General features: G+C 69.1%; 20 protein-coding genes, 1 pseudogene and 2 riboswitches. Of the genes and pseudogenes, 8 read left to right on the top strand and 13 right to left on the bottom strand.

Annotation, left to right across the window (positions count from 1 at the left end; all coding sequences use genetic code 11):
- The first annotated feature begins 16 nt into the window (after positions 1-16).
- The gene (egtD, locus tag RM425_RS06795) at positions 17-985 is read left to right on the top strand and encodes an L-histidine N(alpha)-methyltransferase (protein ID WP_311344420.1); all 969 of its coding nucleotides are present in this window, start codon (positions 17-19) and stop codon (positions 983-985) included.
- Positions 986-1649: 664 nt separating this feature from the next.
- Positions 1650-2057 carry a four-helix bundle copper-binding protein gene (locus RM425_RS06790; RefSeq protein WP_311344419.1) on the top strand — a complete coding sequence of 136 codons (408 nt, stop codon included), beginning with the start codon at positions 1650-1652 and terminating at the stop codon, positions 2055-2057.
- A gap of 122 nt (positions 2058-2179) precedes the next feature.
- Here the strand turns inward: RM425_RS06790 and RM425_RS06785 are convergent, their stop codons facing one another.
- On the bottom strand, positions 2180-2473 hold the full coding sequence (locus tag RM425_RS06785) for a hypothetical protein (protein WP_311344418.1): 294 nt from the start codon (positions 2471-2473) through the stop codon (positions 2180-2182).
- A gap of 708 nt (positions 2474-3181) precedes the next feature.
- Here RM425_RS06785 and RM425_RS06780 point away from each other — a divergent pair.
- Together RM425_RS06780 and lysA are read left to right on the top strand one after the other, a co-directional pair.
- Entirely contained in the window at positions 3182-3685 is a 504-nt protein-coding gene (locus RM425_RS06780) for an FAD-dependent oxidoreductase (protein ID WP_311344417.1), read from the top strand.
- On the top strand, positions 3609-4922 hold the full coding sequence (lysA, locus tag RM425_RS06775) for a diaminopimelate decarboxylase (RefSeq protein ID WP_311344416.1): 1314 nt from the start codon (positions 3609-3611) through the stop codon (positions 4920-4922). The genes RM425_RS06780 and lysA overlap by 77 nt, the downstream gene beginning before the upstream one ends.
- A 496-nt stretch (positions 4923-5418) precedes the next feature.
- Here lysA and RM425_RS06770 read toward each other — a convergent pair whose 3' ends face one another.
- From RM425_RS06770 to RM425_RS06755, 5 genes and pseudogenes are all read right to left on the bottom strand, one after another.
- Positions 5419-6252, bottom strand: a complete 834-nt coding sequence (locus RM425_RS06770) for a LysM peptidoglycan-binding domain-containing protein (protein ID WP_311344415.1) — start codon at positions 6250-6252, stop codon at positions 5419-5421.
- 81 nt (positions 6253-6333) lie between these two features.
- Positions 6334-6509: riboswitch (cyclic di-AMP (ydaO/yuaA leader) on the bottom strand.
- Positions 6510-6805: 296 nt separating this feature from the next.
- A pseudogene (locus RM425_RS06765) lies at positions 6806-7693 on the bottom strand (IS3 family transposase); the annotation flags it as partial.
- 199 nt (positions 7694-7892) lie between these two features.
- Positions 7893-8495 (bottom strand): DUF305 domain-containing protein, encoded by a 603-nt coding sequence (locus RM425_RS06760; protein WP_311344414.1) that lies wholly within the window; start codon positions 8493-8495, stop codon positions 7893-7895.
- Between the two features lie 81 nt (positions 8496-8576).
- On the bottom strand, positions 8577-9023 hold the full coding sequence (locus tag RM425_RS21630; RefSeq protein ID WP_396137029.1) for a DUF6153 family protein: 447 nt from the start codon (positions 9021-9023) through the stop codon (positions 8577-8579).
- 208 nt (positions 9024-9231) lie between these two features.
- Positions 9232-10476: an IS110 family RNA-guided transposase gene (locus RM425_RS06755; protein ID WP_311344413.1), complete on the bottom strand. Its 1245-nt coding sequence runs from the start codon at positions 10474-10476 to the stop codon at positions 9232-9234.
- Between the two features lie 405 nt (positions 10477-10881).
- Between RM425_RS06755 and RM425_RS06750 the strand changes: the two genes are divergently transcribed.
- Together RM425_RS06750 and RM425_RS06745 are read left to right on the top strand one after the other, a co-directional pair.
- Positions 10882-11031 carry a hypothetical protein gene (locus tag RM425_RS06750; protein ID WP_311344412.1) on the top strand — a complete coding sequence of 50 codons (150 nt, stop codon included), beginning with the start codon at positions 10882-10884 and terminating at the stop codon, positions 11029-11031.
- A 41-nt stretch (positions 11032-11072) separates the two neighbouring features.
- On the top strand, positions 11073-11801 hold the full coding sequence (locus RM425_RS06745; protein ID WP_311344411.1) for a TVP38/TMEM64 family protein: 729 nt from the start codon (positions 11073-11075) through the stop codon (positions 11799-11801).
- An 89-nt stretch (positions 11802-11890) separates the two neighbouring features.
- Here RM425_RS06745 and RM425_RS06740 read toward each other — a convergent pair whose 3' ends face one another.
- From RM425_RS06740 to RM425_RS06710, 7 genes are all read right to left on the bottom strand, one after another.
- On the bottom strand, positions 11891-13048 hold the full coding sequence (locus RM425_RS06740) for a M23 family metallopeptidase (protein WP_311344410.1): 1158 nt from the start codon (positions 13046-13048) through the stop codon (positions 11891-11893).
- A 137-nt stretch (positions 13049-13185) separates the two neighbouring features.
- Positions 13186-13343, bottom strand: a riboswitch (cyclic di-AMP (ydaO/yuaA leader).
- A gap of 322 nt (positions 13344-13665) precedes the next feature.
- Positions 13666-14331, bottom strand: a complete 666-nt coding sequence (locus RM425_RS06735; RefSeq protein ID WP_311344409.1) for a DUF305 domain-containing protein — start codon at positions 14329-14331, stop codon at positions 13666-13668.
- A gap of 137 nt (positions 14332-14468) precedes the next feature.
- Complete coding sequence (locus RM425_RS06730) at positions 14469-15200, bottom strand: DUF3105 domain-containing protein (protein ID WP_311344408.1); 732 nt, start codon at positions 15198-15200, stop codon at positions 14469-14471.
- A gap of 354 nt (positions 15201-15554) precedes the next feature.
- Positions 15555-16418 (bottom strand): YihY/virulence factor BrkB family protein, encoded by an 864-nt coding sequence (locus tag RM425_RS06725; RefSeq protein ID WP_311344407.1) that lies wholly within the window; start codon positions 16416-16418, stop codon positions 15555-15557.
- Between the two features lie 257 nt (positions 16419-16675).
- Positions 16676-19549, bottom strand: a complete 2874-nt coding sequence (locus tag RM425_RS06720; protein ID WP_311344406.1) for a heavy metal translocating P-type ATPase — start codon at positions 19547-19549, stop codon at positions 16676-16678.
- A 115-nt stretch (positions 19550-19664) separates the two neighbouring features.
- Positions 19665-21038, bottom strand: coding sequence for an MBL fold metallo-hydrolase (locus RM425_RS06715; protein WP_311344405.1), 1374 nt, complete (start codon positions 21036-21038; stop codon positions 19665-19667).
- Between the two features lie 121 nt (positions 21039-21159).
- Positions 21160-21591 carry a CBS domain-containing protein gene (locus RM425_RS06710; protein ID WP_311344404.1) on the bottom strand — a complete coding sequence of 144 codons (432 nt, stop codon included), beginning with the start codon at positions 21589-21591 and terminating at the stop codon, positions 21160-21162.
- A 313-nt stretch (positions 21592-21904) separates the two neighbouring features.
- On the opposite strand from RM425_RS06710, the gene RM425_RS06705 reads away from it, so the two are divergent.
- Together RM425_RS06705 and lnt are read left to right on the top strand one after the other, a co-directional pair.
- Positions 21905-22603, top strand: a complete 699-nt coding sequence (locus RM425_RS06705; RefSeq protein WP_311344403.1) for an SCO family protein — start codon at positions 21905-21907, stop codon at positions 22601-22603.
- Between the two features lie 142 nt (positions 22604-22745).
- Positions 22746-24272, top strand: coding sequence for an apolipoprotein N-acyltransferase (gene lnt / locus RM425_RS06700; protein WP_311344402.1), 1527 nt, complete (start codon positions 22746-22748; stop codon positions 24270-24272).
- Positions 24273-24317: the final 45 nt, after the last annotated feature.

Below are 24317 nucleotides of genomic sequence, written 5' to 3'. Positions count from 1 at the left end.
CGAGCCGAGGAGAGCAGTGTTGATCTCGCTGACCACCCATTTGGCCCCGGACGACGCCGCGGTCGCGCTTCGAGCCGACGCGCAGTCCGGGCTGACCGCGACACCCAAGTCCTTGCCGCCCCGATGGTTCTACGACGAGCGGGGCAGCGGGCTCTTCGACGAGATCACCAGACTGCCGGAGTACTACCCGACCCGCGCGGAACGGGCCGTGCTCGAGGTTCACGCCGAGGAGATTGCATCGGCTTCGGCCGCCGACGTGCTAGTGGAGCTGGGTAGCGGCACCTCCGAGAAGACGCGGCTGCTGCTGACTGCACTGTGCAACGGCGGAACGCTGCGGCGTTTCATGCCTTTCGACATCGATCCCACGGTGCTGGCCGCGGCCGGGCGCGCCATCACGGCCGAATACAGCGGTGTGGCGGTCGAGGCGGTGGTCGGCGACTTCACCCGACACCTTGACCGGTTGCCCAGGTCCGGCCGACGGATGATCGCCTTCCTCGGCTCCACCATCGGCAACCTTGAGCCCGTAGCGCGGGCGGAGTTCCTCGCCGAGCTGGCCGGCACGTTGCAGCCCGGCGACTCCTTCCTGCTCGGCACCGACCTGGTCAAGGACGCTGGCCGCCTGGTGCGCGCATACGACGACGCTGCAGGGGTCACTGCGGCGTTCAACCGGAACGTCCTAGCCGTGCTCAACCGCGAGCTGAGGGCCACCTTTGACGAAAGGGCGTTCGAGCACGTCGCCCTATGGGACGCCGAGCAGGAGTGGATCGAGATGCGGCTGCGGTCGCGGACGGAACAGGTTGTCCGGGTGGCCGCCCTCGAACTCGATGTGGCCTTCGCCGCAGGCGAGGACCTGCGGACGGAGGTCTCTGCGAAGTTCCGCCGGGAGGGGGTCGAAGCAGAGCTCGCCGCGGCGGGCCTCAGGCTGACGCACTGGTGGACCGACCGCGATGGCGACTTCGCCGTCTCGATGTCTGTCCCTGGCTGAGTGGCGCGCCGAGCGAGCGGGTGCAGACTCTGCTTTGGATCCGCGTGGCAATCAGCATCGGCAAGTTCCACACGGCTGCGCCCACTTGCGCCGGAACGGCGCCTTCCACGGCAGCCCAGGACCGCACCGCTCAGTAGCGTGGCGGTGTGAGCGAGCCGACCGCGACCGACCGGCCCCTTGGGTCCGTCCCGGCCGGGTGGCCGGCACCTGGGTGCTGCGGCTGGCACTCGCGCTCGGCGGGCGCTGATCGCCGTCCTCCTCTTCGCCCGCGTGCAGGCACCGATCGGTCCCTTCGACGCGACGCTATCCCTCTACCCCGCGAGCGGCGGCCCGAAGCCAGCCCTCGGAGTCCGCGCACCAGGGCGGGCAGTCCCACCTGCCGGTCACGTGATCACCCCTCCGAGGGTCGGCACGCCGATCCCTGCCGAATCGTTGCCGCCGTCGACGAGGGCCGCGGACTCAGCGATCGGCTGAGCAACCGGTCCTTCCAGCGTGGACCGCTCGCCGTCGTGGCCCCGCGTACGGGACCGCCGCCTCCTACTCATGGACTCGTGCAGAGGAAGAGTGGCGAAAGTCGTTATCCGTACGGATGAGCGGGTAGCGCTTCCATGGCCGGCGTTCCTCGGTGGACAGGCCACCTGCACCGGCACCCGGAGGAGCCACCATGAGTGTTACCGCCCAGATGCTGGAGTCCTACCCGAAGGACCTCGGCGGTGTCGATCGTCAGAAGCTTCAGGAGTGCATCGAGGCTTGCTTCGAGTGCGCCCAGGCCTGCACCGCCTGCGCCGACGCATGCCTGAGTGAGGACATGGTCGCGGAGCTCACCAAGTGCATCCGCAGCAACCTCGACTGCGCCGACATCTGCGACGCCACCGGCCGCGTGCTTTCCCGGCACACCGGCTACGACGCCAATCTCACGCGCGCGGTTCTGGAGGCGTGTGCCGCTGCGTGCAAGGTCTGTGGGGACGAGTGCACCGAGCACGCGGAGATGCACGCGCACTGCCGGGTGTGCGCAGAATCCTGCCGCCGATGCGAGCAGGCCTGCCGGGATCTCATCGCCTCTCTCGGCTAACGCGTCGTCGCAACGCCCCAACTGCGGTCCGCACGGGCGCCCGGCACGAGACCTCGGCCGCCGGGCGTCCCGCGCCGACCGTCTTTCCCGAAATCCTCGCCCCGGCAGCGCCGCCAGGAGGGTCACAGCACTCGCACGTTCGTGGTGTGCAACTCGCCGTCAACGTCCTCCCGCGTCGCGCGGAGTCGTACACCGCGAGGGCCGGCGGTGGCCAGGGCCGACACGACCTGCCGTGTGGCCTCCATGTCCAGCGGAACCAGCAGGTTGTCATCTGCCACCAGGCCGTAGCCGCTCTCCACGCAGTGGCCCATCAACGCGCACTCTGTGGTGTGCTCCGCGGCGCGAGAGGTGTACTCCTGCTGCGGATACCGCCGCAGGCAGGCGAGGTCCACCACGTATCCCTCAGTGATCTCCATGAACGTCATCTCCTCTGATATCCGGGTCGCACAGCGTGCGCGACGCGGAGACATCTCATCCGGCCGCCATGGGTGTACCTCCGAACCGACCCAGGCGCCTTTCGACGCCGTGACGTTTGACCGGCGTCCCTCTCTGGCGGTCGCCACTGGCCAGCTACCCGGAGCCGATCGTGCCCTCTGGAGACGTGCACAAGGGCCCAGCACAAAAAGTCCCCCTGCACTGCCCCTCCCCGGACCAGGCCGGCTCGCGGGGACGGTGCTGCCTATCCCCCGGCCATCACCACGTCGAACCCATGATAGTTCGGTGTAGCAGCGGTCTCGGGACGCCCGGTCGGGTAGATGCCGCAGGCCCGGGTCAGCGCGAGCAGGTCGGAACTACGTCATCAATCGAAAGGAACGCGCACCATGCCAGTCGCTGAAGGCCGTCACGTCTCACCGTGGGTAGACACCACGCCGGTTTTGGATCTGGGGTCGACCGAGCCGCGTCCACTGGCCGCGGATGTCATGGTCCTCGGTCGGAGGATCGTCGGTGTCACCACCGCTTTACGCCTCCAGCGTGCCGGCCGTCGTGTAGCCGTCGTCTCGGCCGAGCCGATCGGTCGATCGGTCGATCGGTGACCACCCACTCCACGGTGAAGGTCACCAACGGCCACGGAGCCCCGTACTCGAAGATCGAGCAGACACGGGGCCTCGACGCTGCAGCCGCCTATGCGGAGGCGAATGTGGCCGGGCTGCAAGAGATCCTCGGTCTCATCGAGACCCTCGGCATCGACTGCATGCTCGAGCACGGTCACCCGCACGTCGTCTACACCGAGGACGACGCCAAGGTGGCGGAAATCGAGAAGGAGGGCGAGGTCGGTCGCCGAACGCATCGGGTTCCCGGTGACCATGTCGCGCGAGGCCCCGTTGCCGTTCGAGGTCGCCGCAGCACTGCACTTCCAGTACCAGGCGCACTTTCACCCTGGCCGATACCTCGCCGGACTGGCCGAGGCGTTCGTCCGCCGAGGCGGCGTCGTTGTCGAGGGCGTGTGGGGCCGGGACGTGGACGAGGACGGCGGGATGTGCCACGTCGAGACGACGGCTGGAGGCATGTCGGCGGGTTACGTCGTCGTGGCCACCCGCTCCTGCATGACGCATGCCGACCGAGAATGCTGCACCGGCGCTGATGGAGGACGCGATGACACGACGACCGGGAACGCTGACCGCTCCTGACGGGATGGACGGCGCGACGATCGCCGCCGTCGCCGAGCGGTACGGGACACCGGTGTGGATCTACGACGCCGGGCGCATCCGCACGCAGATCAACCTACTTCGGCAGTTCGACACCATCCGTTTCGCGCAGAAGGCCTCGTCGAACCTTCACATCCTGAGGTTGATGCGGAAAGAGGCAGTCATGGTTGACGCCGTGTCGGCCGGTGAGATCGAGCGGGCGCTGGCAGCCGGGTACACCCCTGGTGGGGATGAGGATCCGATCGTCTTCACCGCAGACGTGCTCGATCGGCAAACGCTCCAGCGGGTTGCCGATCTGGGTGTCCCGGTGAACGTTGGGTCGCCGCAGATGGTCGAGCAGCTCGGAGAGATCTCCCCCGGGCATCCCGTGTGGATACGAGTCAATCCCGGCTTCGGTCACGGGCACAGTCAGAAGACGAACACCGGCGGCCCGGCGAGTAAGCACGGTATCTGGCATGAGGACCTGACCGACGTCGTGGAGTCCGTCGATCGTCACGGTCTCGACCTGATCGGCCTGCACATGCACATCGGTTCAGGGGTGGACTACGGGCACCTCGAGCGGGTGTGCGAATCGATGGTCCGAGATGCCAAGAGGATCGACCACGACATCCGCGCGATCTCCGCGGGAGGTGGCCTCACCGTCAGAGAAACAGTTGCCGATCCGATCGTGGATACGGATCGGTACTTCCGGCTCTGGGACGACGCGCGCCATGAACTGACCGCCCACCTGGGGCACCACGTGCGACTGGAGATCGAACCCGGGCGCTTTCTCGTCGCGAACTCCGGAGTGCTCGTCGCCGAGGTCCGCGCGTTCAAGCGGATGGGGTCGAACCGATTCGTCCTCTTGGACGCCGGCTTCAACGATCTCATCCGGCCTGCCCTGTATGGCAGCAGTCACGGCACCGAGGTCATCACCCGGGAGGGAGACAGGCGTGACGGGGACGTGTCGGCCACAGTGCTGGCCGGCCCCCTGTGCGAGTCAGGAGACGTCTTCACCCAGAGTCCGGACGGCGTCGTCGAGCACGCACCACTGCCGGCCGTCGTGGTCGGCGACCTCGTCGTCTTCATGAACACCGGGGCGTACGGAGCCAGCATGTCGTCGAATTACAACTCACGTCCACTTGCACCCGAGGTGCTCATCGATGGAGGCGCCGTGCGTCTGATCCGTCGACGGCAGACGATCGACGACCTCTTGGCCTTGGAGGACGTGGCCGAATGAGCCAGGTCGGATGCAGAACGCCAAAGAGCAGTGACTTGACTCTGAGAGCGGCGCGGGTATGGGGGCGACATATCATCACTGCTCACTCATAGGGGGCCCTCCGCCGGCACCCGACAGGAACCGAGAGTTTCGCGGAGCTCATGCGAATCCGCAGACCAGGGATATCCCACCGTCGGGACTGGTTCGGGCCCCAGGCTGGCGGTCGACATCGGCCGACCGACGAGCTACGCACGCGGGGGCGTGACTCGGCTGGCGTCCGCTGTCTGGACACATCAGTCGCAGTTGCGCCGGCTCCACACAGAAGACTTTGTGAGGCGGGAGTCGGTGGGTCAGTGGGTCATGTCCACCGGGGCAGCCAGGGACCACAGCCGCGGCGGCGTGCCCGAACGTCGGGCCGCCCGTAGACAGCGCCCCCTGCCCCACCGAACAGCGGGGCAGGGGACGCTTGTCGTCGGTCCGGGCTTAACGGACCACCGCGGTCAGTCGGTTACCCGGCTCACCGGAACGCCACGTGGGGGTGATCCATGTGGTTGGCCGTGGCGGATCCGCGGTCTTCCATTGCGCGCCACGCCCAACCGGTCCACGGACCGGCAATCCGCTGCCGCCAGATCACGCTCTCGACTCCGAGCCGAGCCGCGTTGTCGATCACGTACTGGGCGACGGCGTCTCCCTTGGCCCGGTCGGTGTAGACCATGAAGTCAGCCGCGCGGCCCTGGGTGGGGGTGTGCCCGGGGCGGGTGAGGACTGTCGAGATGCCGAACCGATCGGCGATCTCCTGGACGGCGGGTCGGACGTGCGGATCCCACGCCCCGTAGGCGCTCGAAGGCGCAGCCGCTGCATACGTCGGCGCGGGGGCTGGGGCCGGGGCGGGCCTGTCCGAGCCACGGCTGGCGCGCTCTGGAACGGCACGCGGCGCGGCGGCCGGGGAGGCTTGCCCGCTGAGGAGGAGGCGCTGACCGACGCGCAGGACGTTCGGGTTCGCGCCGACGACCTCCCGGTTGAGGGCGTGCAGCTGCTGCCAGGTGGTGCCGTGCCGGGCAGCGATCCTGTTGAGCGTGTCTCCCGCGCGTACGGTGTACGCGCTCGAGCCGCTGGCCGCTGACGGCGTCGAGCCGGAGCCGCCGGTGGTGAGCACCTGACCGATGCGCAGGAGGTTCGGGTTGGACCCGATCGTGTCGCGGTTGTCCGCGTAGATCGTTCGCCACGAGGTGCCGTGGCTGGCCGCGAGTCCGCCGAGGGTGTCGCCGGAGCGAACCGTGTGGTCCCCGGAGTGAGCCTGAGCGGGGGCGATCATCCCGACGGAGACGGCCGCTGCTGCCGCGACGACCACGGCGGGTCGTGCCACGGCCGCCACGACAGGGTTGCGGGTAGGGCGGCGGTGCCGCCCGACGTAGCGCTTAGACATAGGTGGTGAGCCTCTCGCCGCCTACGGAGTTAGCTGTCGGGTTCCGGCGAGAGCTGCCCGGCCGCATCACACGGCTTCACCCCAAGACCTGAAGGCCTAGTCATGCGAGGTGGGTCCCCCGCCCTGCCCGTCGTTTTCAACAGGACCGGTGTGACGGCGGGCAGGTTCGGCGGTGCCATCATCCGGGTCCACCGCTCGGCGAACCTCAGCACGGTATGCAGACTCCGGATGAGGGCAGCAACCCCCGGGTCGACTTTCCCCGCTGCGCCCGCGAGGATGAACTATGCGTCATAGGAGCCTGCACCGCGTGTGATTGTCAGCTCGGTCAACCACTGCTTGACGGCGGACTCCCAGGTGTCTTCCCTGACCGCTTCAGACGCGGAGCCGCACGACCTCGAGTTGACGCCGCAGAACGCCGCCGGTGTATCCGACGCCGATCGGGACTGCTGCAGCTTCGGTTGACGGTGGTTGGGAGTGATCATGCCGCGATAGCGGCTTGAGTGGTGAAGGCGAGTTCGAACTCGACCGGGGTGAGCTTGCCAGTGCGCGTTGCCGACGGCGGCGGTTGTAGGTGTGCTCGGTCCAGAACACGATCGCGGCGTGCAGCTCGGCGCGGGTGCGCCAGCGGCGGCGGTCCAGGACGTTCTTCTGCAGCAGCGCGTGCCATGACTCCATCGCAGCGTTGTCACCTGCCGAAGCAACTCGCCCCATCGAACCTTGCAGGCCTGCGGCGGTCAGGACCGCCTGGAATGATCTTGCTCGAAATTGCGATCCGCGGTCGCTGTGAACCACGACCACACCGCCGGGCCGACGTCGGGCCACTGCCGTGCGCAGTGCGGTGACGGCCAGCTGGGCGGTCATCCGCTCGTCGATCGCGCAGCCGACGATGCGGTTGCTGAACAGGTCCTTGACCGCGCAGCAGTACAGCTTGCCTTCCGCGGTGGGGTGCTCGGTGATGTCGGTCAGCCACACCCGGTCCGGGGCGGGCGCGGTGAAGTTCCGCTGCACGTGGTCGTCGTGCACCGCCGGGCCGGGGCTCTTGCCCGCCACCCCTTGCGCACCGTGGTCGACCAGAGCTTCTGCGCCGAGCACAGCCGCCAGATCCGCCGCTCACCGGCGACCAGGCCAACGCCGGCGACTTCGTCGGCGACGAACCGGTAGCCGAATTCCGGGTCATCGCCGTGGGCGTCGATGAGGGCGTTGGTGAGGTAGGCGTCGGCGAGGTCGCGCTGGCTGACCGGGCTGGTCTGCCACTTGTAGAAGGCTGCGTGGAGAAGCCGAGCACCCGGCAGGTCACCGCGACGGGGATCTTCTCGGCGAGCTCTTGGACCAGCGGGTACGTCATTTTGGGAGGCTGCCCCCGGGTCGTCGGTCGTCATCGGCCGATCGACAACCAATGGCAGTCGGCGGCCGGTGGCCCGGTCACACCGGTGGGCGGTCGCTGTTCGACCGCATCATCGGCGCCCGCTGTGTCGGCTCAACGATGGAGCCTCTCGGAGGCGGGAATATAAGGGTGATCAGGCACCTGGTGCTGCCGATCAGTGACCGGCAGCACCAGGTGGAGATCAGCCGCCGAGCTCTACGAGTAGTGCCTCCATCTCGGCGATCTCCTGCATCTGCGTCTCGCTGATCAGCTGCGCCAGCTCCAGCGCTTCAGTGTCCCGTCCATCCTTGAGCTCCGTCTGTGCCATCTGCACAGCACCCATGTGGTGCTCGATCATGGACTGCAGCCACATCCGGTCGAATTCGGGACCCGCGACGGGCATCTCCTCCATGTCCATGTCCATGTCGTTGGAACCGTGGTCCATGCCACCCATGCCATCGGACTCGAGCGGCTCACCCCACTCCTCGAGCCATCCGGTCAACAGATCGATCTCCGGGTCCTGCCCGGCCTCGATGCGGTTGGCCAAGTCGACGACGCGGGGATCAGTGGCTCGCTCCGCGGCGACATCTGACATGCTGAGGGCCCCCTCGTGGTGCGGGATCATGCCCTGCGCGAAGGCGACGTCAGCATCGTTGAACGTCGCTTCCTCGGTCGCAGAACTCTCCGCCCCGGGGCTGCTGCCGGCGGAGGAGCCACCGGAGCTGCCCGAGCAACCGGTCAGGATGATCGTGCCGGCGATGAGTCCGCCGGTCAGCTGGACGAGTCGTGCTGTGGTGCGGGTCATTGCAGTCTCCTGTTGGTTGCGGTGCCGGCGTGCCGTTCGACCCCTCCGACGCCTTGGTCGGCGGGGTCCAGATCGGTCGGCCTAGATCCGCAGGAGACACAGCGACGCTAGTTCCGGTGGTCGTGGAGGCCTCAACCAACCCATCGGCGGTCGTAGCCCGCGTTCGACGGCGCACCGGGCCGACGAAGCAAGGCGCCGCCCTCGACCCGTTGCCCGAAGAGCGAGGAACCCAGCCAGAAAGACCGCGAGACACAGGGACCACGCGTGGTTGGCGAGGTCATGATCCGGTGCATCACCCGGCGTCGGAATCCCGGCTACTGCCGCCAAACGCTGGATGGGGGCGGCCACGGAGGAACCGCTGAGCGAAGACTCCGGGCTGAACGCGGCCGATGCTGCGGATGGGTGACCGATGCCGTTATCGGCGTGCGCCGAGGCGCTACCGCCGACCCCCGGTTCGGCGAAGACGTGCTGGGCGCCGTGCATCGACAGGACACCGGCGAACAACCACAGGATCCACAGCTTTCGCATTGGCACGACCACCCCCTTCACGAACCGATCTCAGGGTACTGGTCCACGTAGTAGTAAGCCGCCAAGACAAACCGACGGCGCCTGGGTCTCCCGGAGGTGGTCATCCAGAGAGTCCGCGACGTTTGGCGGGACGACCTGCCGACGGAGGGGATGACCCCGACCCTGATGCGGGTCGCCCAGAGGTGCTCACCGGCTGAGTAGCCCTGTGTCAAGCCGCCGCTGCGGCGTCCTGGTTGAGGTAGCGGTTGAGGGCGCCGTGGCGGGCCGGATCGTAGGGAACTGAGTCCTGCCAGCAGCGCCATATGACGGCGGTCCAGGCGCGGGCCAGCACTCGAACGGCGTGTGGGTGGCGCATGCCGCGGGCTCGGGCGCGGGTGTAGATGTCGGCGGCCCAGGGGTTGGCGTGGCGGGAGTCGTCGGCGAAGTCGGTGAGCGCCCGGCGAAGCTTGGCGTCGGCGGCGTAGCGGAACCCGACTGCGCGATGCTTGCCTGACTCGAAGGTAACCGGGCAGGCACCGGCCGCGGCAGCCAGTGCATCGGCGGTCGGATAGCGGCCGCGGGCGTCGCCGATCTCGGCCAGCAGGGCGGCGGCTCTGATCTGGCCGGCGCGGGGCAGGCTGGTGAAGATCGGCGCGTCCGGGTGCAGAGCCAGGGTCTCCTTGATCCGCCGGCTGAGGGCGGCGGCCTGGGCCTCGATGGCGTCGATGGCGGCCAGCAGCGCCAGGGTGATGTGCCGGCGGGCATCGGCCTCGATACCGGTGAGCCCGGCCGGGGCGCTGCGCAGCCGGTCGATGAAGACCGCGGCCGGGGTGCGTCCGCAGTAGCCCTCAGCGGCCAGCCAGGCGGCCATCGTCTCCTCGTCGAGGACGGCTGCCTCGGCCGCGGTGGGAAAGCGCTGCAGGAAGGCGCGGGCGATCGGGCTGTGCAGGTCGAAGAACAACCCCACTGCGCCGGGAAAGGCCAGCTCCAGGGTGTGCCGCAGCTGGTTGACCAGACCGACCCGAACCTCGACCAGGTCCTGGCGGGCACGCACCAGGGCGCGCAGGCCGGTGGTGGCGGGGGTGTCGCGGGTCAGGTCGGTGTAGCGGTGCCCGTCGGTGCGCATCGTGTCGGCCAGCAGATAGGCGTCGAACCGGTCGTCCTTGCCCGCGCCCCGGTAACGAGAGCGCAGGTTCTTCACCTGCCGCGGCGGCACCACCGCCACCGGCAGGCCGGCGTCGAGCAGCGCCTCCACGACCGGCCCGTCGGGGCGTTCGATGCCGACTCGAACCACGTACAGCTCGGTCAGGCGGGTGACCAGTCGAGCCAGCCCGGCGCGGCTATGCGCGACCGTGTGGCGCCACAACACCGCGCCGGCGGCATCGACGACGCAGACCGCATGGTCGGCACTGGCCCAGTCGATGCCGGCGAACACCGGCCCTGCCGGACGGGCCGCGACGGTGGGATCGTTCATGTGTGCCTCCTGGCTGTTGCAGCAGCGGGGAAGCACCCGGTGGTCTCGGGACGTGCACGCCGGTCGCTCACTGATCGGCGCTCGAGGCGCTCAGCCCTGTCGCCAGTCGGCACGTCCCGGGCCACCGGATCCCCTGCAGAACTCAGCCTGGCTGTGACCTCCAGCAAGCCCAGCGGGCAGTGATCCGGTGGGGACCCGGGGTGCGCCAGCGACCCTCTCAGTCAGTCACCGGCTCGTCGAGGGTCCTCCAGTGAGTCGCAGCGTCGTCCAGCGGCGCCCCTTCATGGAGTTCAGGTCGGTACAGTACTGGGAGCACTATCGGGTTCCGAGCTCACCACAGTTGCGCGCGACCGTGACGACGCACTCCCACGGTCGGCTACTACCAGACGTAATAATCTTCACCCCGTGTACACGGGGGATGTACCGATGCTCGCGGCCATGGCGCTGGTCCTGCTGGTCGCTCTGCTCATGCGACTGGTCCGCAGGCGACACCTCGGGAAGGCGCGCCGCTCCAGCCGGATGCCGGGGCAGCTACCTGTCCGGGTGACGGGGTGACCCCACTCCCCCGGCGGGTTTCGGTGCGTGTCCTTGCCGCGGTGGCGGTCCTGCTCATCGGCACAGCGGTTGCCGTATCGGTCCAGCTGCCGAACGTCGAGGGTATGCGCGCCTGGCTGGCTGAGGGCGGCTGGGTGAGGTGGGCCATGGTGGTCCTCGGGGTCGCCGTCGCATTGTTGACCCCCATCTCCCGGACGGCGCTGTCCGTCCTGGTCGGTGCCGTTGCTGGCTTCCCTGCGGGGCTGGCGGTGGCCATGGGCGGCGGAATGCTCGGTGGTCTGGCCGGTTTCGTCCTGAGCCGGTGGCTGGGCCGTGACGCTGTGGTGCGCTTGGCCGGCGCGCGTCTGGCTCGGCTGGACCGGGTGATGAGCCAACGAGGCTTCGTCTCGGTACTCGTTGCGCGAGCCATGCCAGTGGCCCCGTTCGTCTTCGTCAGCTACGCGGCCGGCTTGAGCGGCGTCCGGCTCGTCCCCTACCTGTTGGGGACCGCAGTCGGGCTCGTGCCGTGGTCGGTGCTGTACGTCGGCGTCGGCGCCTCCGTGGCGAGCATCGACTCGTGGACGCATCTGGTCCCGCCGATCCTGACCGTCAGCGCCGTCCTGTCAGTCGCGGTTCTGGCGGGCGACGTCTGGCGACGGAAGCGGCGACGGGGTAACCAGCCGAGCACCGTCCCGGGCTCGACCATTGCTCCGCCACGGCTGACTCAGCGACGCACGTCCGGCGTTCAAGAGGAGCACGGGCTGCTGACAGCAGACCGGCGAGAGATCTGATCGCACGAAATCGGGGGCCCACGGACGCGTTGCATCCATGAGCCCCCCGCTCGGCCCCTGGTGCGCCCACCTGCACACGCGCCGATCGCTCAACATCCTCCGCCGAGAGAGACGCCGCGCGCCGCCAACCAGGGGATCGGGTTGCCTCGGTCAGCGTTGAGCCCGCCGGTGCGCACCTCGAAGTGCAGGTGCGGGCCAGTCGACTGGCCGGTGTTGCCGACCTCGGCGATCTGCTGGCCGACCGATACCTGTTGACCGGCCTGGACGAAGTAGTCGTTGATGTGCCCGTAGACAGTGATCGAGCCGTCGGGATGCTGGACGTATACGGCCAGCCCGAAGCCGCTGGCCGGACCGGCTTGGAGGACCCGCCCGGCCTCGGGCGCATAGATCGGCGTGCCGATGCGCGCGGCAATGTCGACGCCGTAGTGCATGGTTCCCCAGCGAGAGCCGTAGCAGGAGGTCACGCGACCAGTGGTGGGAGCCACTGCGCGACCGCTGGCAGCCGCCGCCGCTGTGGCGGCAGCCTGTGCGTCTCTCTGCGCGTTCTCCGTGTTGATCCGATCCGCCCACGCGGCCCGCCCGTCCGCGGCGCCCTCGAGCTCGAGCAGCGCGATCTCGGCCTGCTGCAGCCGGCCCTGCAGGGCAGTTCGCTCAGAGGTGACGCTGTCGTAGGCATCCTTGGCTTCGACCAGTCGCGCCTGCGCAGCGGCCTCGAGCTCAGCCGCGCCGGCCGCCGCCTGGTCGCGCTCTGAAAGGGCCATCTGCGCAACACGTCCGGCCTCGGCCTTCTCCCGCTCCAGCGCACGGAACTCGGTGAGCTCGGCCGCGCGATCGTCGGTCAGCATTTCCAGTGTGGAGGCTCGCTGCAGGAACTCCGCCGGGCCGTCCGAGTCCAGCAAGGCCGCCGCGGTCTCCAGGGAATCGCTTCCCATGTAGCTCTCCCGGCCCAGACGGGCGACTCCGGCCCGCGCCTGCTCCACCGCCGCCGTAGCGGTCTGGAGGTCCACCTCCGCAGCCGATGCCGCGGCCTGCGCGGCGGCGAGCTCCTCCTGTGCCCGCCGAGAGGCGTCCGCGGCCGCCTCGGCCTCGACGGTGAAGCGCGAGAGCTCATCCTCCGCCTCGGCGACCAGCTGTTCGAGACGTCGCACCTCAGCCGCCGCTGAATCACGGTCGGACCGTGCGACCGCAGCCTCGTCACCCGGCGCCGCAACGGCTGGAGTCATCGAAAAGCTGATGGCGATACTCATCAGGGCAGCCAGCGCAGAGCCCGCGATCGTGCTGCCGAGGAGACGTCGCCGGCGCCGGCGGAAGGGTTCAGATCGCTCACCGGGTGAGAGGTCGTCGCGGACAGGTCGTGCACGCAGGGTCGCCAACGCGACGAGCTCCATTTCCTTCGCGCCGCCTACCGAGTTAGCTGACGGGTTCGGGCGGGAAGGCGCCCTACCTGGCACCGGGCAGTGCGCAGGATTCACCCCGAGGGAACTGTGGGTCCCCGGTCTGTCCTGATGGTGGTCATCGATGACAGTTCGGCGGGATCCGGCCGAGGCCCCTCGGTCGAGGGACGCGGGCTCAACCGGACCGGGCGAGACGGTACTACGACACCGAATAGTTTGTCACGGTCAGGTAACGGCGGCCGGTGTGACCAGCAAAGTCACCGTCGTCCCACGACAGAGCGGGGCGACCTGCAGTCAGCGCAAGGTTCGGCGAACAGGAGGGCCGAGCAGGACGCCTGCCGCAAGGCCGAGGACAGAGGAAGTACTGCAGCCGGAAGGACCCACCTTCGGCGGGCTCGTGATCGGCCACGATCGACTGAGGAAGGTCTCGGCGCCGACACCACTCAGGGAGTGCAGGGCCTGACCCCGCCTCAGGGTTCGGGCAAGGGCTCGCCTTCGCGGGCACTCAGCATCTTCGTCATCGTCGAGGTCTCGGCAGTCTGCGTCTCGGCGATCGTGCCCGCGAGACTGCGCACCGCCTGCTCCTCGGCACGATCCGCAGCCGCCTCCGCCATCTCCAGACCACCCTGGTGGTGACGAATCAGCAGCTGCAGGAAGCGCCTGTCGAATGCCGTGCCCGACGAGTCGCGCAGCTCCGCCAACTCCACTTCGGTGGCCATGCCCGGCATCAGGCCGTCGGCCCCCATGGCCGCGTCGTGGCCGGCGTGCTCGTCGGTCGCCATCCAGGCCATCGTCTCGCCACCAGCGGGTGGGACTCCCCAGAGCCACAACCAGCCCTGCATGCGACCGGCCTGATTGGTCTGCGTGGCCGAGATGTCGAACGCCATCTGGCGGATCTCTGGATTCTCGGTGCGTTCGAACGCCAGGTTGGCTATCTCCACTGCCTGCAGATGATGGCGGGACATGTCTCGCGAGAAGCCGGCGTCCACGGAATCCGCGCCGGGCGCCTCGTCCCGACCCAGACCGAGCGCCACGGCCGCTCCGCCGCCGAGCAGCAGCAGCCCGACTGCGACGACCACGCCCAGAAGGGCCCGCAGCGGGCGATACCCCGACCGAGCGGTCGTCTCTTCCGTCACCGCTCCTCCCCACCGGTCTGATCGTCGACTCGCTCGCCCGGCACGGCACTCGTCCGGAACTGGATGACCTGTCGATCGCTCCCGCCGACGCGCCGGTGGAATCCACCTGGCGGTGCGTGCGCGGGGCGCCGAGCTGATCACGGCGCCGACGTCCCGGAATCGGGGTCGAGGGCGGCGCCATCCTCCACGAGCGGGTCGGCCAGGAACTGTGGGCTCTGACAGGTGGCACCCGGCTCGGGGAAGAGTTCGGCGTTGAAGGTCATGAAATCGGCGTACTGCTTGATGCGAGGATCAGCGGCAGAGTCGACCTTCAGCTGGTGGTTCCAGGACTGGACACTGATCGGCGAATCCAGGCCGACGTAGGGCGACAGCATCCGGCCGGACTCGTCAGCGACCTCGGCGAGCAGGGCGATGTCGTCCTCGGAGACCGCCTCCGGGTCGTAGGTGATCCACACAGCGCCGTGCTCGAGGCTGTGCACGGCGTTCTCGTGCCGGATATCGACCTCGTACACGGTCCCGGTGCAGTCAGCCCACACCTCGTCGTGCGGCCCGGCCACCGGAGGCGTCTGGTCGTAGTCGACCTCGCTGCTCACGTGCTCCTGGCCGGCGGCGTAGTCGAACACCTCGATGCCGTCGATCTCCTCGACGGAATCGACACGCATGGCCTCGGCCTTGTCGACCTGCACCACGGCATAGCTGATGACAGCCGCGGCAAAGACGACCACGGCGATCGCCGCAACGATCAATCCCCACGGTCGCTGCGCCGTGACAACGTTCGCCTGCGGACGGCTGCGTCCTCCGGGGCGGCCCCCGGACCGGCTTGATCCACTACCCCGGCGGTCCTGGCGAGGTTCCTTGTCCTTGGCCACGGCTCTCCTTCTACGTGTCTCCGGGGCCGCGCGGAGGCGCCGGTTCCCTACTCGGCGGAAGGCGCCCCGGCCCGTCCGCGACGTTGTTGCTACTTTCCACCGGAGGCACTCCCGCCCCAGGGACGCCCTGGAAACAGCCCCCCGAGAGGTCGGCCGACAGCGTGGTGGGCCGCACAGCGGAGCCCCGAGTGCGACCGATCTACGATACCGCATAGTTGACGTCGTTCCTGCGACGGCCGGATGACGCGGTCGCGGCGGGTTGTCCGTCTGTGTCGCAGCGCCCCGGTCCCCACCTCGTTCAGTCGCCGGGCATCGGGCCGGTCGGTTGGGTGGTCGCTGGTGGGTGCACGTGCATCAGGACCTGTTGAGTCGGTTCCATTCGGCGTTGAACACGCCCCCCATGAGGACGACGATGCTTACCAGCCAGCCGAAGAGCATCGTGGCCAGTGCCGTGCCGATGAACCGGCCCACGACGGCCACGGCCTCGGACCCGCTGCTGATGTCGGGACCCTGCGGACCCGCGACGTCCACGTACAGCCGGAAGGCCGAAGCAAGGGCAACCAGCGTGACGGTTGCCAACAGAGCGCCTGGCAGCGCGTCTCGCCACGAGTCGTCCGCCGTCTGGCCGACCCGGTACAGCCAGGCCAGGAAGATGACGCCCACGAACAGGACCAGTGGCCAGCGACCGAGATTCCAGGCCTGCTCGAACTGCTCCCCGGTGCCGAGGACGTCGGCCAGCCACCGCCCGCCGCCGAGCAGCGGACCCACCACGATCAGGCTCAGCAGCAGCGCGACGACGACTACGGCTGCCAACGTGAACACGAGGGACAGCCCCCACAGCACGGGGAGTCTGCGGCGCTCGTCGACCTGGTAGGCATCCCCGAGAGCACGCATGGCTGCCCGGAACACCCGACTGCCCAGCCAGAGCGCCCCGGCGACGCTGCCGATCGCCACCCCGACCCGCTCTTGGCGCAGCAACTGCTCGACCAACGGAACGGCGACCTCCGCAGCGAGTTCCGGGCTGAGCACCGCCTCGACAGCGGAGATCAGGGCGGTCTCCATGCTGCGGACCGAGGACGGGCCGAGCACGTCGCCCAGGAGGCCCAGCGCGGCCCCTAGCGCGGTCACCAGAGGTACAAGGGACAGGATGAGGTAGTAGGTCATCTCTGCGGCGAGGCCGGTGACGCGCACCTCCACGAACCGACGGGCGACGCGCACGCTCAGCAGCCCCAGCGGACGTCCACGGAACCGGAGACGGTGCTGCGCGACGCGCTCCTCGACCCTCGCGAGAAAGCTCTTCTTGGACGCCGAAGGGCCGGCCCCGGGCCCCGGTGTGACGACAGGCTCGCCGGAACGTCGGAGAATCGCAATCGTCGCTTTTCTACGGTCGTTCCGTGGCATCAGAGCCACCGGGCCCGCCCCGGTGAGGGCTGCATCCCGAACACCGTTGCGGTAGAGATCGGGAGCACGTCAGGTCACCGTTGTTTCGCTTGCGGCGGAGCGAGCGCAGCACCGGTGGACGGAGCCGTCGTCGTCCCGCGCTCTTCGTGGACGGTGGCGACGACCCGCGGTGGGGTGAACCGGTTGAGCCGAGCGGCGTTGACCACGACGCTGATGCTCGACAGGGCCATGGCAGCGGCAGCGATCATCGGCGAGAGCAGTGCACCGGTGACCGGGTAGAGCAGGCCGGCGGCGATGGGGATTGCGGCGGTGTTGTATCCGAACGCCAGGAACAGGTTCTGCCGGATGTTGCGCATGGTCGCCTTGGACAGCGCGATCGCAGTGACCAGACCTCTCAGCTCGCCGGACATGAGCGTGACGTCGGCGGCCTCGATGGCGACGTCGGTGCCGGTGCCGATAGCGATACCGACGTCGGACTGAGCCAGTGCCGGGCTGTCGTTGATGCCGTCGCCGACCATCGCCACGAGCTTGCCCTCGTCCTGGAGGCTGCGGACCTCAGCGGCCTTCTGCTCCGGCAGCACCTCGGCCAGGACGCGGTCGATCCCGACCTGGCGGGCGACCGCGTGTGCCGTCCGCTCGTTGTCGCCGGTGATCATGGCCACCTCGAGTCCCAGGTCCTGCAGGGCCCGGATGGCCGCGACCGAGTCGGGCTTGATCGTGTCGGCGACGGCGATGAGCCCGGCCGGCCGTCCCGCGACAGCGACGAACATCGGGGTCTTCCCGTCATCGGCCAGCCGATGGGAGTGCTCCTCGAGCTCGCCGGTTCCCATGCCGGCGTCCCGCAGCAGGCGGGCGTTGCCGATCAACACCTCGTGTCCGTGCACTGTCGCCCGAATCCCCTTGCCGGTGACCGAGTCGAAGGCGGTCGGTCGCACGAGGTCGAGTCCGCGCTCACGGGCTCCGGCCACGATCGCACTGGCCAGAGGGTGCTCGCTGTCCGCCTCGGCAGAGGCCACGAGACCGAGCAGCTCTCCCTCGTCTTGCCCGGCGTCAGTGATCACGTCGGTCAGCGACGGTGCGCCGCGGGTGATCGTGCCGGTCTTGTCGAGCACAACCGTGTGGACCTTGTGGGCGGTCTCCAGCGCCTCGGCGCTCTTGATCAGAACCCCTGCGTGGGCGCCCTTGCCGGTGGCGACCATGATTGACAGGGGGGTGGCCAGCCCCAGAGCACACGGGCAGGCGATGATCAGCACGCTGACCGTAGCGATCACAGCGAGGGTCAGCGCCGGGCCGAACACGAACCACAACACGAACGTGGCGATGGCGATGAAGACCACCGCCGGCACGAAGTAGCTCGCGACGGCATCGACGAGCCGCTGGATCGGCGCCTTGGAGGACTGCGCCTCCTGGACCAGCTTGATGATCTGGGCAAGCGCGGTCTCCGAGCCCACCCTGGTCGCCCGCATCGTGAAGGCGCCGGTCTGGTTTACCGTGGCACCGATGACCTCGTCGCCGGCAGCCTTGCTGACCGGGACGCTCTCACCGGTGACCATCGACTCGTCGATCGTGGAGCCGCCGTCGACGATCTGGCCGTCGACGGGGATCTTCTCGCCAGGTCGGACGCGTACGTCATCGCCGACCTGGACCTCGTCGGCGGCGACCTCGACCTCCTGGCCGTCACGGAGCACGCGGGCCGTGGCCGGGGTGAGCTCGACCAGGGCACGGATGGCGTCACCGGTGCCAGCCCGGGCGCGGGCCTCGACCAGCCGGCCGAGGAGAATCAGCGTGATGATGACCGAGACGACCTCGTAGTAGACCTCGCGCACGTCCTCGGGGAGGACCCCTGGCACGGCAGTGACCACGAGGCTGTAGCCGAACGCGGCGATGGTCCCCAGCGTGATGAGGCTGTTCATCTCTGCGCTGCGGTTGAGCAGCGCCCGCCATCCGGTGGTGTGGATGGGCCAGCCGACCCAGAAGAACACCGGCAGGGTCAGCAGCAGCTGGATGTACGGATTCTCGAGGAGGTCGGGCACGTACTGGCCGCCGATGAAGTGCCCGACCATCGTCGCGTACACCACCGGCAGGCTCAGGACTGCACCGACGGCGACGCGCCGGGTCAGGTCGCGGACCTCCTCCCGGTGCGCCTCCGCCTCGGCGTTCTCGGTCGAGGCAGCTCCGGGTTCGGCCCGGAGCCGGGCTGGGAAGCCGGTGGCGGCCGCGACCGCCTCCGTCAACCCCTGCACGTCGACCAGGGTCGGGTCGTACATGATCACCGCGCGTTCCGCGCCGAAGTTGACCTGGGCGGAGTCGACGCCCCCGACAGCTCGCAGCTGGGCTTCAGCGCGTGCCACGTCGGTGGGCAGGCTGCGGAGCGCGCCGGGCAGCAGGAATTCGGCCCGTTCGCACGTCGCGACGTCGTCGACCCGGGGTCCGACGCCGACGGCGCGAGCGGTCTCCCGGTTCTGCTGCGTGACGCCTCGAGCGGCCTCGACGACCTCGTCGCCGCCTTGTTCTGGCGATGCCAAGGGGGTCTCGGCCCGATCGGCTTTGTCGCGGAGCCCGTCACCGTCGCCGCCTTCCTCGGCGATGAGGGTGCCGTGCAGCATGTTCATCCCGCACGCCCAGCCGTATTCACCGGGTTGGTCGATGGCGAGATCCAGCGTCGTCGTGCCGAAGGCGGCCAGCGAGGCGCTCTTGCGCAGGTCGGGGAACACCACCCGGGCTGTGCAGTCGCTGTTCTCCTGGCGATGGAATCGCAGCTGCACCGGGGTGCCGGCCTGGACCCGGATGAGGCTCGGTGAGTATCCGCCCTTGACCGTGACGTCGACGACCTGACGCCCGTCCTGAACCTCGGCATGCGTGGCCTTGCGCGGGGCGAAGAAGTACCAGGCCAGAGCGCCCATCAGGGCGACGCCCCCGGCGACGACGAGCAGCTCAGTGGTGGTCACGCTCTCCTCCTTGCCGAGCCCGCGAGACAGGTGCTTCGTCCTGCTCGCCCGGGCTCACTGCCGCGAAATCCCAGACAGGACGATGCAATCCCGGTAGCCCGTGAGTCCGTCGTCATCACCGTCGATCTCCACCACGGGGTTCGTCCTCCAGCCCGACCCTCTTGGCGCTGGCGTACTCGTCGTTGACCAGCACGACCTGGCGGCCGGGTCGGTCGAGGACCGAGGCGGCGATGGAAGCCCGGTAACCCGACCCGCAGTAGACCCAGACCTCGCCCCGGGGGACCTCATCGAGCCGGTCGGCGAGCTGGTGCAAGGGCATGTGCCGCGAGCTCCGAACGAACCCGGCGGCGCGCTCGTCGTCGCGGCGAGCATCGAGGATCTGCACCGGTCCGCGTTCGAGCTCGGCGGCCAGGCCGGCGAAGTCGCTCACCCGGTAGGAACCCAGCGCCCCGTCACCGGCCAGGCCTCCGATGTCACCGATCGCTGCGCCGGCCAGCTCGTCGATGCCGATCCGGACCAGCTCCCGGCGAGCGTCGGCAATCTGGTGCTCGCTCTCCCCGATCAGGGTGAGCGAGGCGTCCCACTGGTAGAGCCAGCCGAGGTAGGTGACGAGATTGTCACCGAGCTCGAAGTTCAGCGACTCAGGCAGGTGGCCGGCCGCGAAGGCCACCCGGTCACGCAGGTCCACGATCCACTCCCCGGCCTCTATCCGGCGGCGCAGCTCAGCGCCGTCGACCCGCTGGGGGAGGGAGAGGTCGACCGCCGGCGGGCCACTGCGGTTGATCGGACCCATCCGTGCGTAGTAGGCCGGATAGACGTCGAGTCCGGCCAGCAGCGCGTCGACGTATTCCTGCTCCGCCAGCGTCAGGGCCGGGTTGGCCCCGACCTGCTCCCCCACCGTCGAGGCGGTGCCACTCGTCGGAGTCGCGGAGCAGAAGCTGCCGAAGCCGTGGGTGGGGAAGACCTCCGCCTCGGCCGGTAGCTCGCGGACGAGCCGCTGCACCGAGTGGTACTGGGCGTGGGTCAGGCCGGTGGTGTCCTCGGGACTGACCAGGTCGGTGCGCCCGGTCGCCCCGAAGAGCATCGATCCACCGGTGAACACGCCAACGGCCTGCCCGTCGGCCTCGTGGAGGGCGTAGCTGACGTGGTGGTGGGTGTGGCCGGGGGTGTGCAGGACCCGGAGTCGCATCGCCCCGGCCTCCAGCACGTCACCGTCCTTGACGCTGAGGTGATCGAACTCCGCGCCGCTGTCGGCCGGCAGGACGTAGACGGCGCCCGTCCGAGCGGCGAGCTCGAGCCCGCCGGTCAGATAGTCGTTGTGGATGTGCGTCTCCAGCACGTGGGTCACCTGCAGCCCCTGCACGTCGACCAGGGTCAGCACCCGGTCGATGTCGCGCTGCGGGTCAACCACCACCGCAACCTCGCCGTCCGTCGCCAGGTAGCTGCGGTCCCCCAGGCTGGATGTCTCGATGGTCTCTACGACGGTCATCGCAATCCTTCCGTGCGGAGGCGATCGGAGCGGATGGCACCCACCGACGCATGCCGCCGAGTGGCGCCGTGCGGCACGACCGACCTCGGTCTCATCCGCCCGGCGGCTGGAGAACGCCGTATCAGGCCTGTGAGGACGACTGGTTCTCCTCCGAGACTTCGCCGACCACGTCCCCGGCCTGCTGCTGGTCCGTACGGGCGAGATCGGCTTGGGCAACCATGCCGATGCAGCAGCCGCCGGCGTCGACCACCGGCACCCGCCGGATCTTGCTGTCACTCATGATCCGAGCAACCTCATCGACGTCGTCGTCCGGACCGCAACAGCTGGCCTGGGACGTCATCACCTCAGCGACCGGCGTTTCCGGGTCCTTGCCCTCGGCCACGCACCGACAGGTGATGTCCCGATCGGTCACCACCCCCACCACGTGGCGGTCCTCGTCCACCACGGGCAGGCAGCCGCAATCGTTGTCGGCCATCAGCTCGGCGGCCTCCCGGACCGTCGTCTCCGGCGAACAGCAGGTCGGGTCAGCGGTCATGACGTCGGATACGCGCACTGGGCACTCCCTATGGGTCGTTGCAACGGACCCCCGGCTACTACCCGGACTCGTACTCGGTACTCGTGGCTGTCGACTTCTCTGTCGACCCTGCCGGTCCGGCCCGACGCGCACGTCTCTGTACGCGGGTGAAGGCCGGTCCCCACTCCTGGCACCCGTACCGGGATGCCGACCTGAGTGCGCCGATCTGCCCTGGTGACCGTGTGCTCCGGACCTCACCTGGCAGGTGAGGTGGCTCCACGAGCCGCTGCTTACTATGTCGCCTAGGGGTCAGCATCCCGTCGCGGCCACCTCGTACCACCAAGGAGGTCCCGTGCGCGTGGTCCGCGGTCGCACGGCAGCGAGCGCTGCCGTTCTCCTCGGCAGCCTGATGTTGGCCGGTTGTGGTGCCGACGCCACCGACCCGGTGGACGCTTCAGCGGGAAACGGGATAACCATCACCACGGAAGACGACGGCTTTCACGGGACGGTGATGGATCCCCCGCGGCCTCGTCCGAACCTGGAGCTCCTCACGACGAGTGGGGAGGTGTTCGACCTCAGCGAGCGGCCGGATGACGAAGTCACGGTGTTGTTCTTCGGCTATACGCACTGTCCGGATCTGTGTCCCACGACGATGGCCGACCTCTCACTGGCCCGGGAGATGCTGGAACCGGAGCTGCAGGACCACGTGCAGGTCCTCTTCGTGACCGAGGACCCGGCTCGGGACAGCCCGGCGGTCCTGCGTGAGTGGCTCGACCGGTTCGACCCGGAATTCACCGGGCTCATCGGGGGAAGCGAAGCCACAGCGGCTGCGCTCACCGAGTTGTACCTCCCCGAGACCGCACAGGTCCCCGCCGCCTCCGACGCCCCGGCACATCCCCACGACAGCGACGATGCCCACCAGGAGTACGGGATCGACCACGCTGGTGCCGTCTACATCTGGGGCCCGGGCGACCGCTCGATCGTTTACACCGGCGGCACGACACCCGAGCAGTACGCAGAAGACCTCACCGAGCTCGCCGCTGCCGGGTGAGGGCGGGATCCAGCCGGGCCCAGGCTGAGCACGGCCGAGGTCCTCTCCACAGGGACTTCTCGTGCCCTCGGGTGCACTTTCGGACCTCGATTCCCCGCTCGCCGCGCACGGGGAGGAGCCGGTGAGACAACCATCCCCGCCCGTGACGTCAGACAGGGCCCCCACTGACGCCCGGGTGACACGGGACGGCGGGGTGGCGAACCGGCTGGTGGGCATGGCCCTCGCCCTTGCTGCCGGAGCCGCCTGGGCACTGGCTGCCCCGCCGCGGGGGTGGTGGCCACTGCTGTCGGTGGGCGCCGCAGCGCTGACCATCGCGCTGTACGGCCGGCCGTTGAGAGACCGGCTCCTCCTCGGCGCGATGACGGGTCTGGTCTTCTACGGAGCCACGCTTCCGTGGCTCCTCGAGTTCCACGTCGCCGGGTATCTCGGAGTGGCTGCCATCGAAGCCGGGCTACTCGCTGGGGCCGCCGCGCTGGTTCCCTCTGCCGCGCACGGCCGTTGGTCCGGTGGATGGTGGGCACTCCCGGCTGCCCTCGTGCTGCTCGAAGCGGTGCAGGCCCGATTCCCGTTGGGTGGCTTCCCACTCGTTGCGTTGTCCCTGAGTCAGCCCGACGGTCCCTTCTTCGGTGGGGCCGCACTCGGCGGCTCCTTGCTGGTGACCGGTACGGCAGCAGCTGCAGGGGTCGGGCTGGCGGCGCTGATTGTTCTGCCGCATCGGCGCCGCCGAGCGATTGCTGCCGCCGCAGCCCTGGCCGTCAGCGTCCTCCCGGTTGCCGTCGGCTCGAGCATCGCGAGTCATGACGCCGGAACCTTGGATGTGGTCGTCGTGCAGGGCGGTGGTCCGCGCGGCGAGCGGGCGGTCGACTCGGACCTGTCCGCGGTCACCGAGCGCCACCTCGATCTGGCCCGGGACATCAGCGGCTCCCCCGATCTCGTACTGCTTCCGGAGAACGTCGTCCACGTCGAGGGGCCGGTCGGGGCAACGCCGACCGGAGCTGCGCTGGGCCTGCTCGCCCGAGGCCTGGACACATCCGTCGTCGTCGGCATAGTCGAAACCGAGGACGACGGATTTCGCAACGCCGCGGTCCTCTGGGGACCGGACGGCGAGCGGCTGGCCCGGTACGAGAAGGAGCACCGGGTGCCTTTTGGGGAGTACATCCCCGCGCGAGGTCTCCTGGAGAAGGTCACCGACGCCACGGCTCTGGTCCCCCGGGACGCGATCGTCGGCGAGGGTGAGGCCCTCCTGGAGTCACCCGCCGGGCCGCTCGGGGTGGTCATCTCCTACGAGGTCTTCTTCGCCGACCGGGTGCGGGAGGCGGTGGCTGCGGGCGGGCAGGTGGTCCTGGTTCCGACCAACGCCGCATCCTTCGTCACCGAGGAGGTGCCGGCAACCGAGCTCGCCGCAGCTCGACTACGGGCCCGGGAGTTCGGCCGCACCGTCCTGCAGGCCGCGCCCACCGGTTACTCCGCCGTCATCCTGCCCAGCGGGCAGGTGATCGCTAGGAGTGAACTGGGCACGGCAGCACTGCTCAGCGAGACGGTTCCGCTCCGCGTCGGGTTGACGCCGTACGCCCGTTTCGGGGATCTGCCGGTCATCGCGCTCGCGGCCGTCATCCTGGTGGGGACCGCGTTGCGATGCCGACTGCGGCGGGCGCCGGGAACCCCGTAGGCCCCACCGGGGAAGGCCGACCAAGCGCTCTCCTGCGTCAGCCGG

The organism is Blastococcus goldschmidtiae (genome assembly GCF_031845325.1).
Classification (GTDB): domain Bacteria; phylum Actinomycetota; class Actinomycetes; order Mycobacteriales; family Geodermatophilaceae; genus Blastococcus; species Blastococcus goldschmidtiae.
The sequence above is the reverse complement of the archived record's forward strand: the minus strand, read 5'-3'. Positions and strand labels throughout refer to the sequence as shown.

Bases quoted from the DNA above. Each gene is read 5' to 3' on its own strand.
- RM425_RS06790 (WP_311344419.1), top strand. From the start codon at position 1,650: ATGAGTGTTACCGCCCAGATGCTGGAGTCCTACCCGAAGGACCTCGGC.
- RM425_RS06785 (WP_311344418.1), bottom strand. From the start codon at position 2,473: ATGGAGATCACTGAGGGATACGTGGTGGACCTCGCCTGCCTGCGGCGG.
- RM425_RS06780 (WP_311344417.1), top strand. From the start codon at position 3,182: ATGCGGAGGCGAATGTGGCCGGGCTGCAAGAGATCCTCGGTCTCATCG.
- lysA (WP_311344416.1), top strand. From the start codon at position 3,609: ATGCCGACCGAGAATGCTGCACCGGCGCTGATGGAGGACGCGATGACA.
- RM425_RS06760 (WP_311344414.1), bottom strand. From the start codon at position 8,495: ATGACCCGCACCACAGCACGACTCGTCCAGCTGACCGGCGGACTCATC.
- RM425_RS21630 (WP_396137029.1), bottom strand. From the start codon at position 9,023: ATGCGAAAGCTGTGGATCCTGTGGTTGTTCGCCGGTGTCCTGTCGATG.
- RM425_RS06755 (WP_311344413.1), bottom strand. From the start codon at position 10,476: ATGAACGATCCCACCGTCGCGGCCCGTCCGGCAGGGCCGGTGTTCGCC.
- RM425_RS06740 (WP_311344410.1), bottom strand. From the start codon at position 13,048: ATGAGTATCGCCATCAGCTTTTCGATGACTCCAGCCGTTGCGGCGCCG.
- RM425_RS06715 (WP_311344405.1), bottom strand. From the start codon at position 21,038: ATGACCGTCGTAGAGACCATCGAGACATCCAGCCTGGGGGACCGCAGC.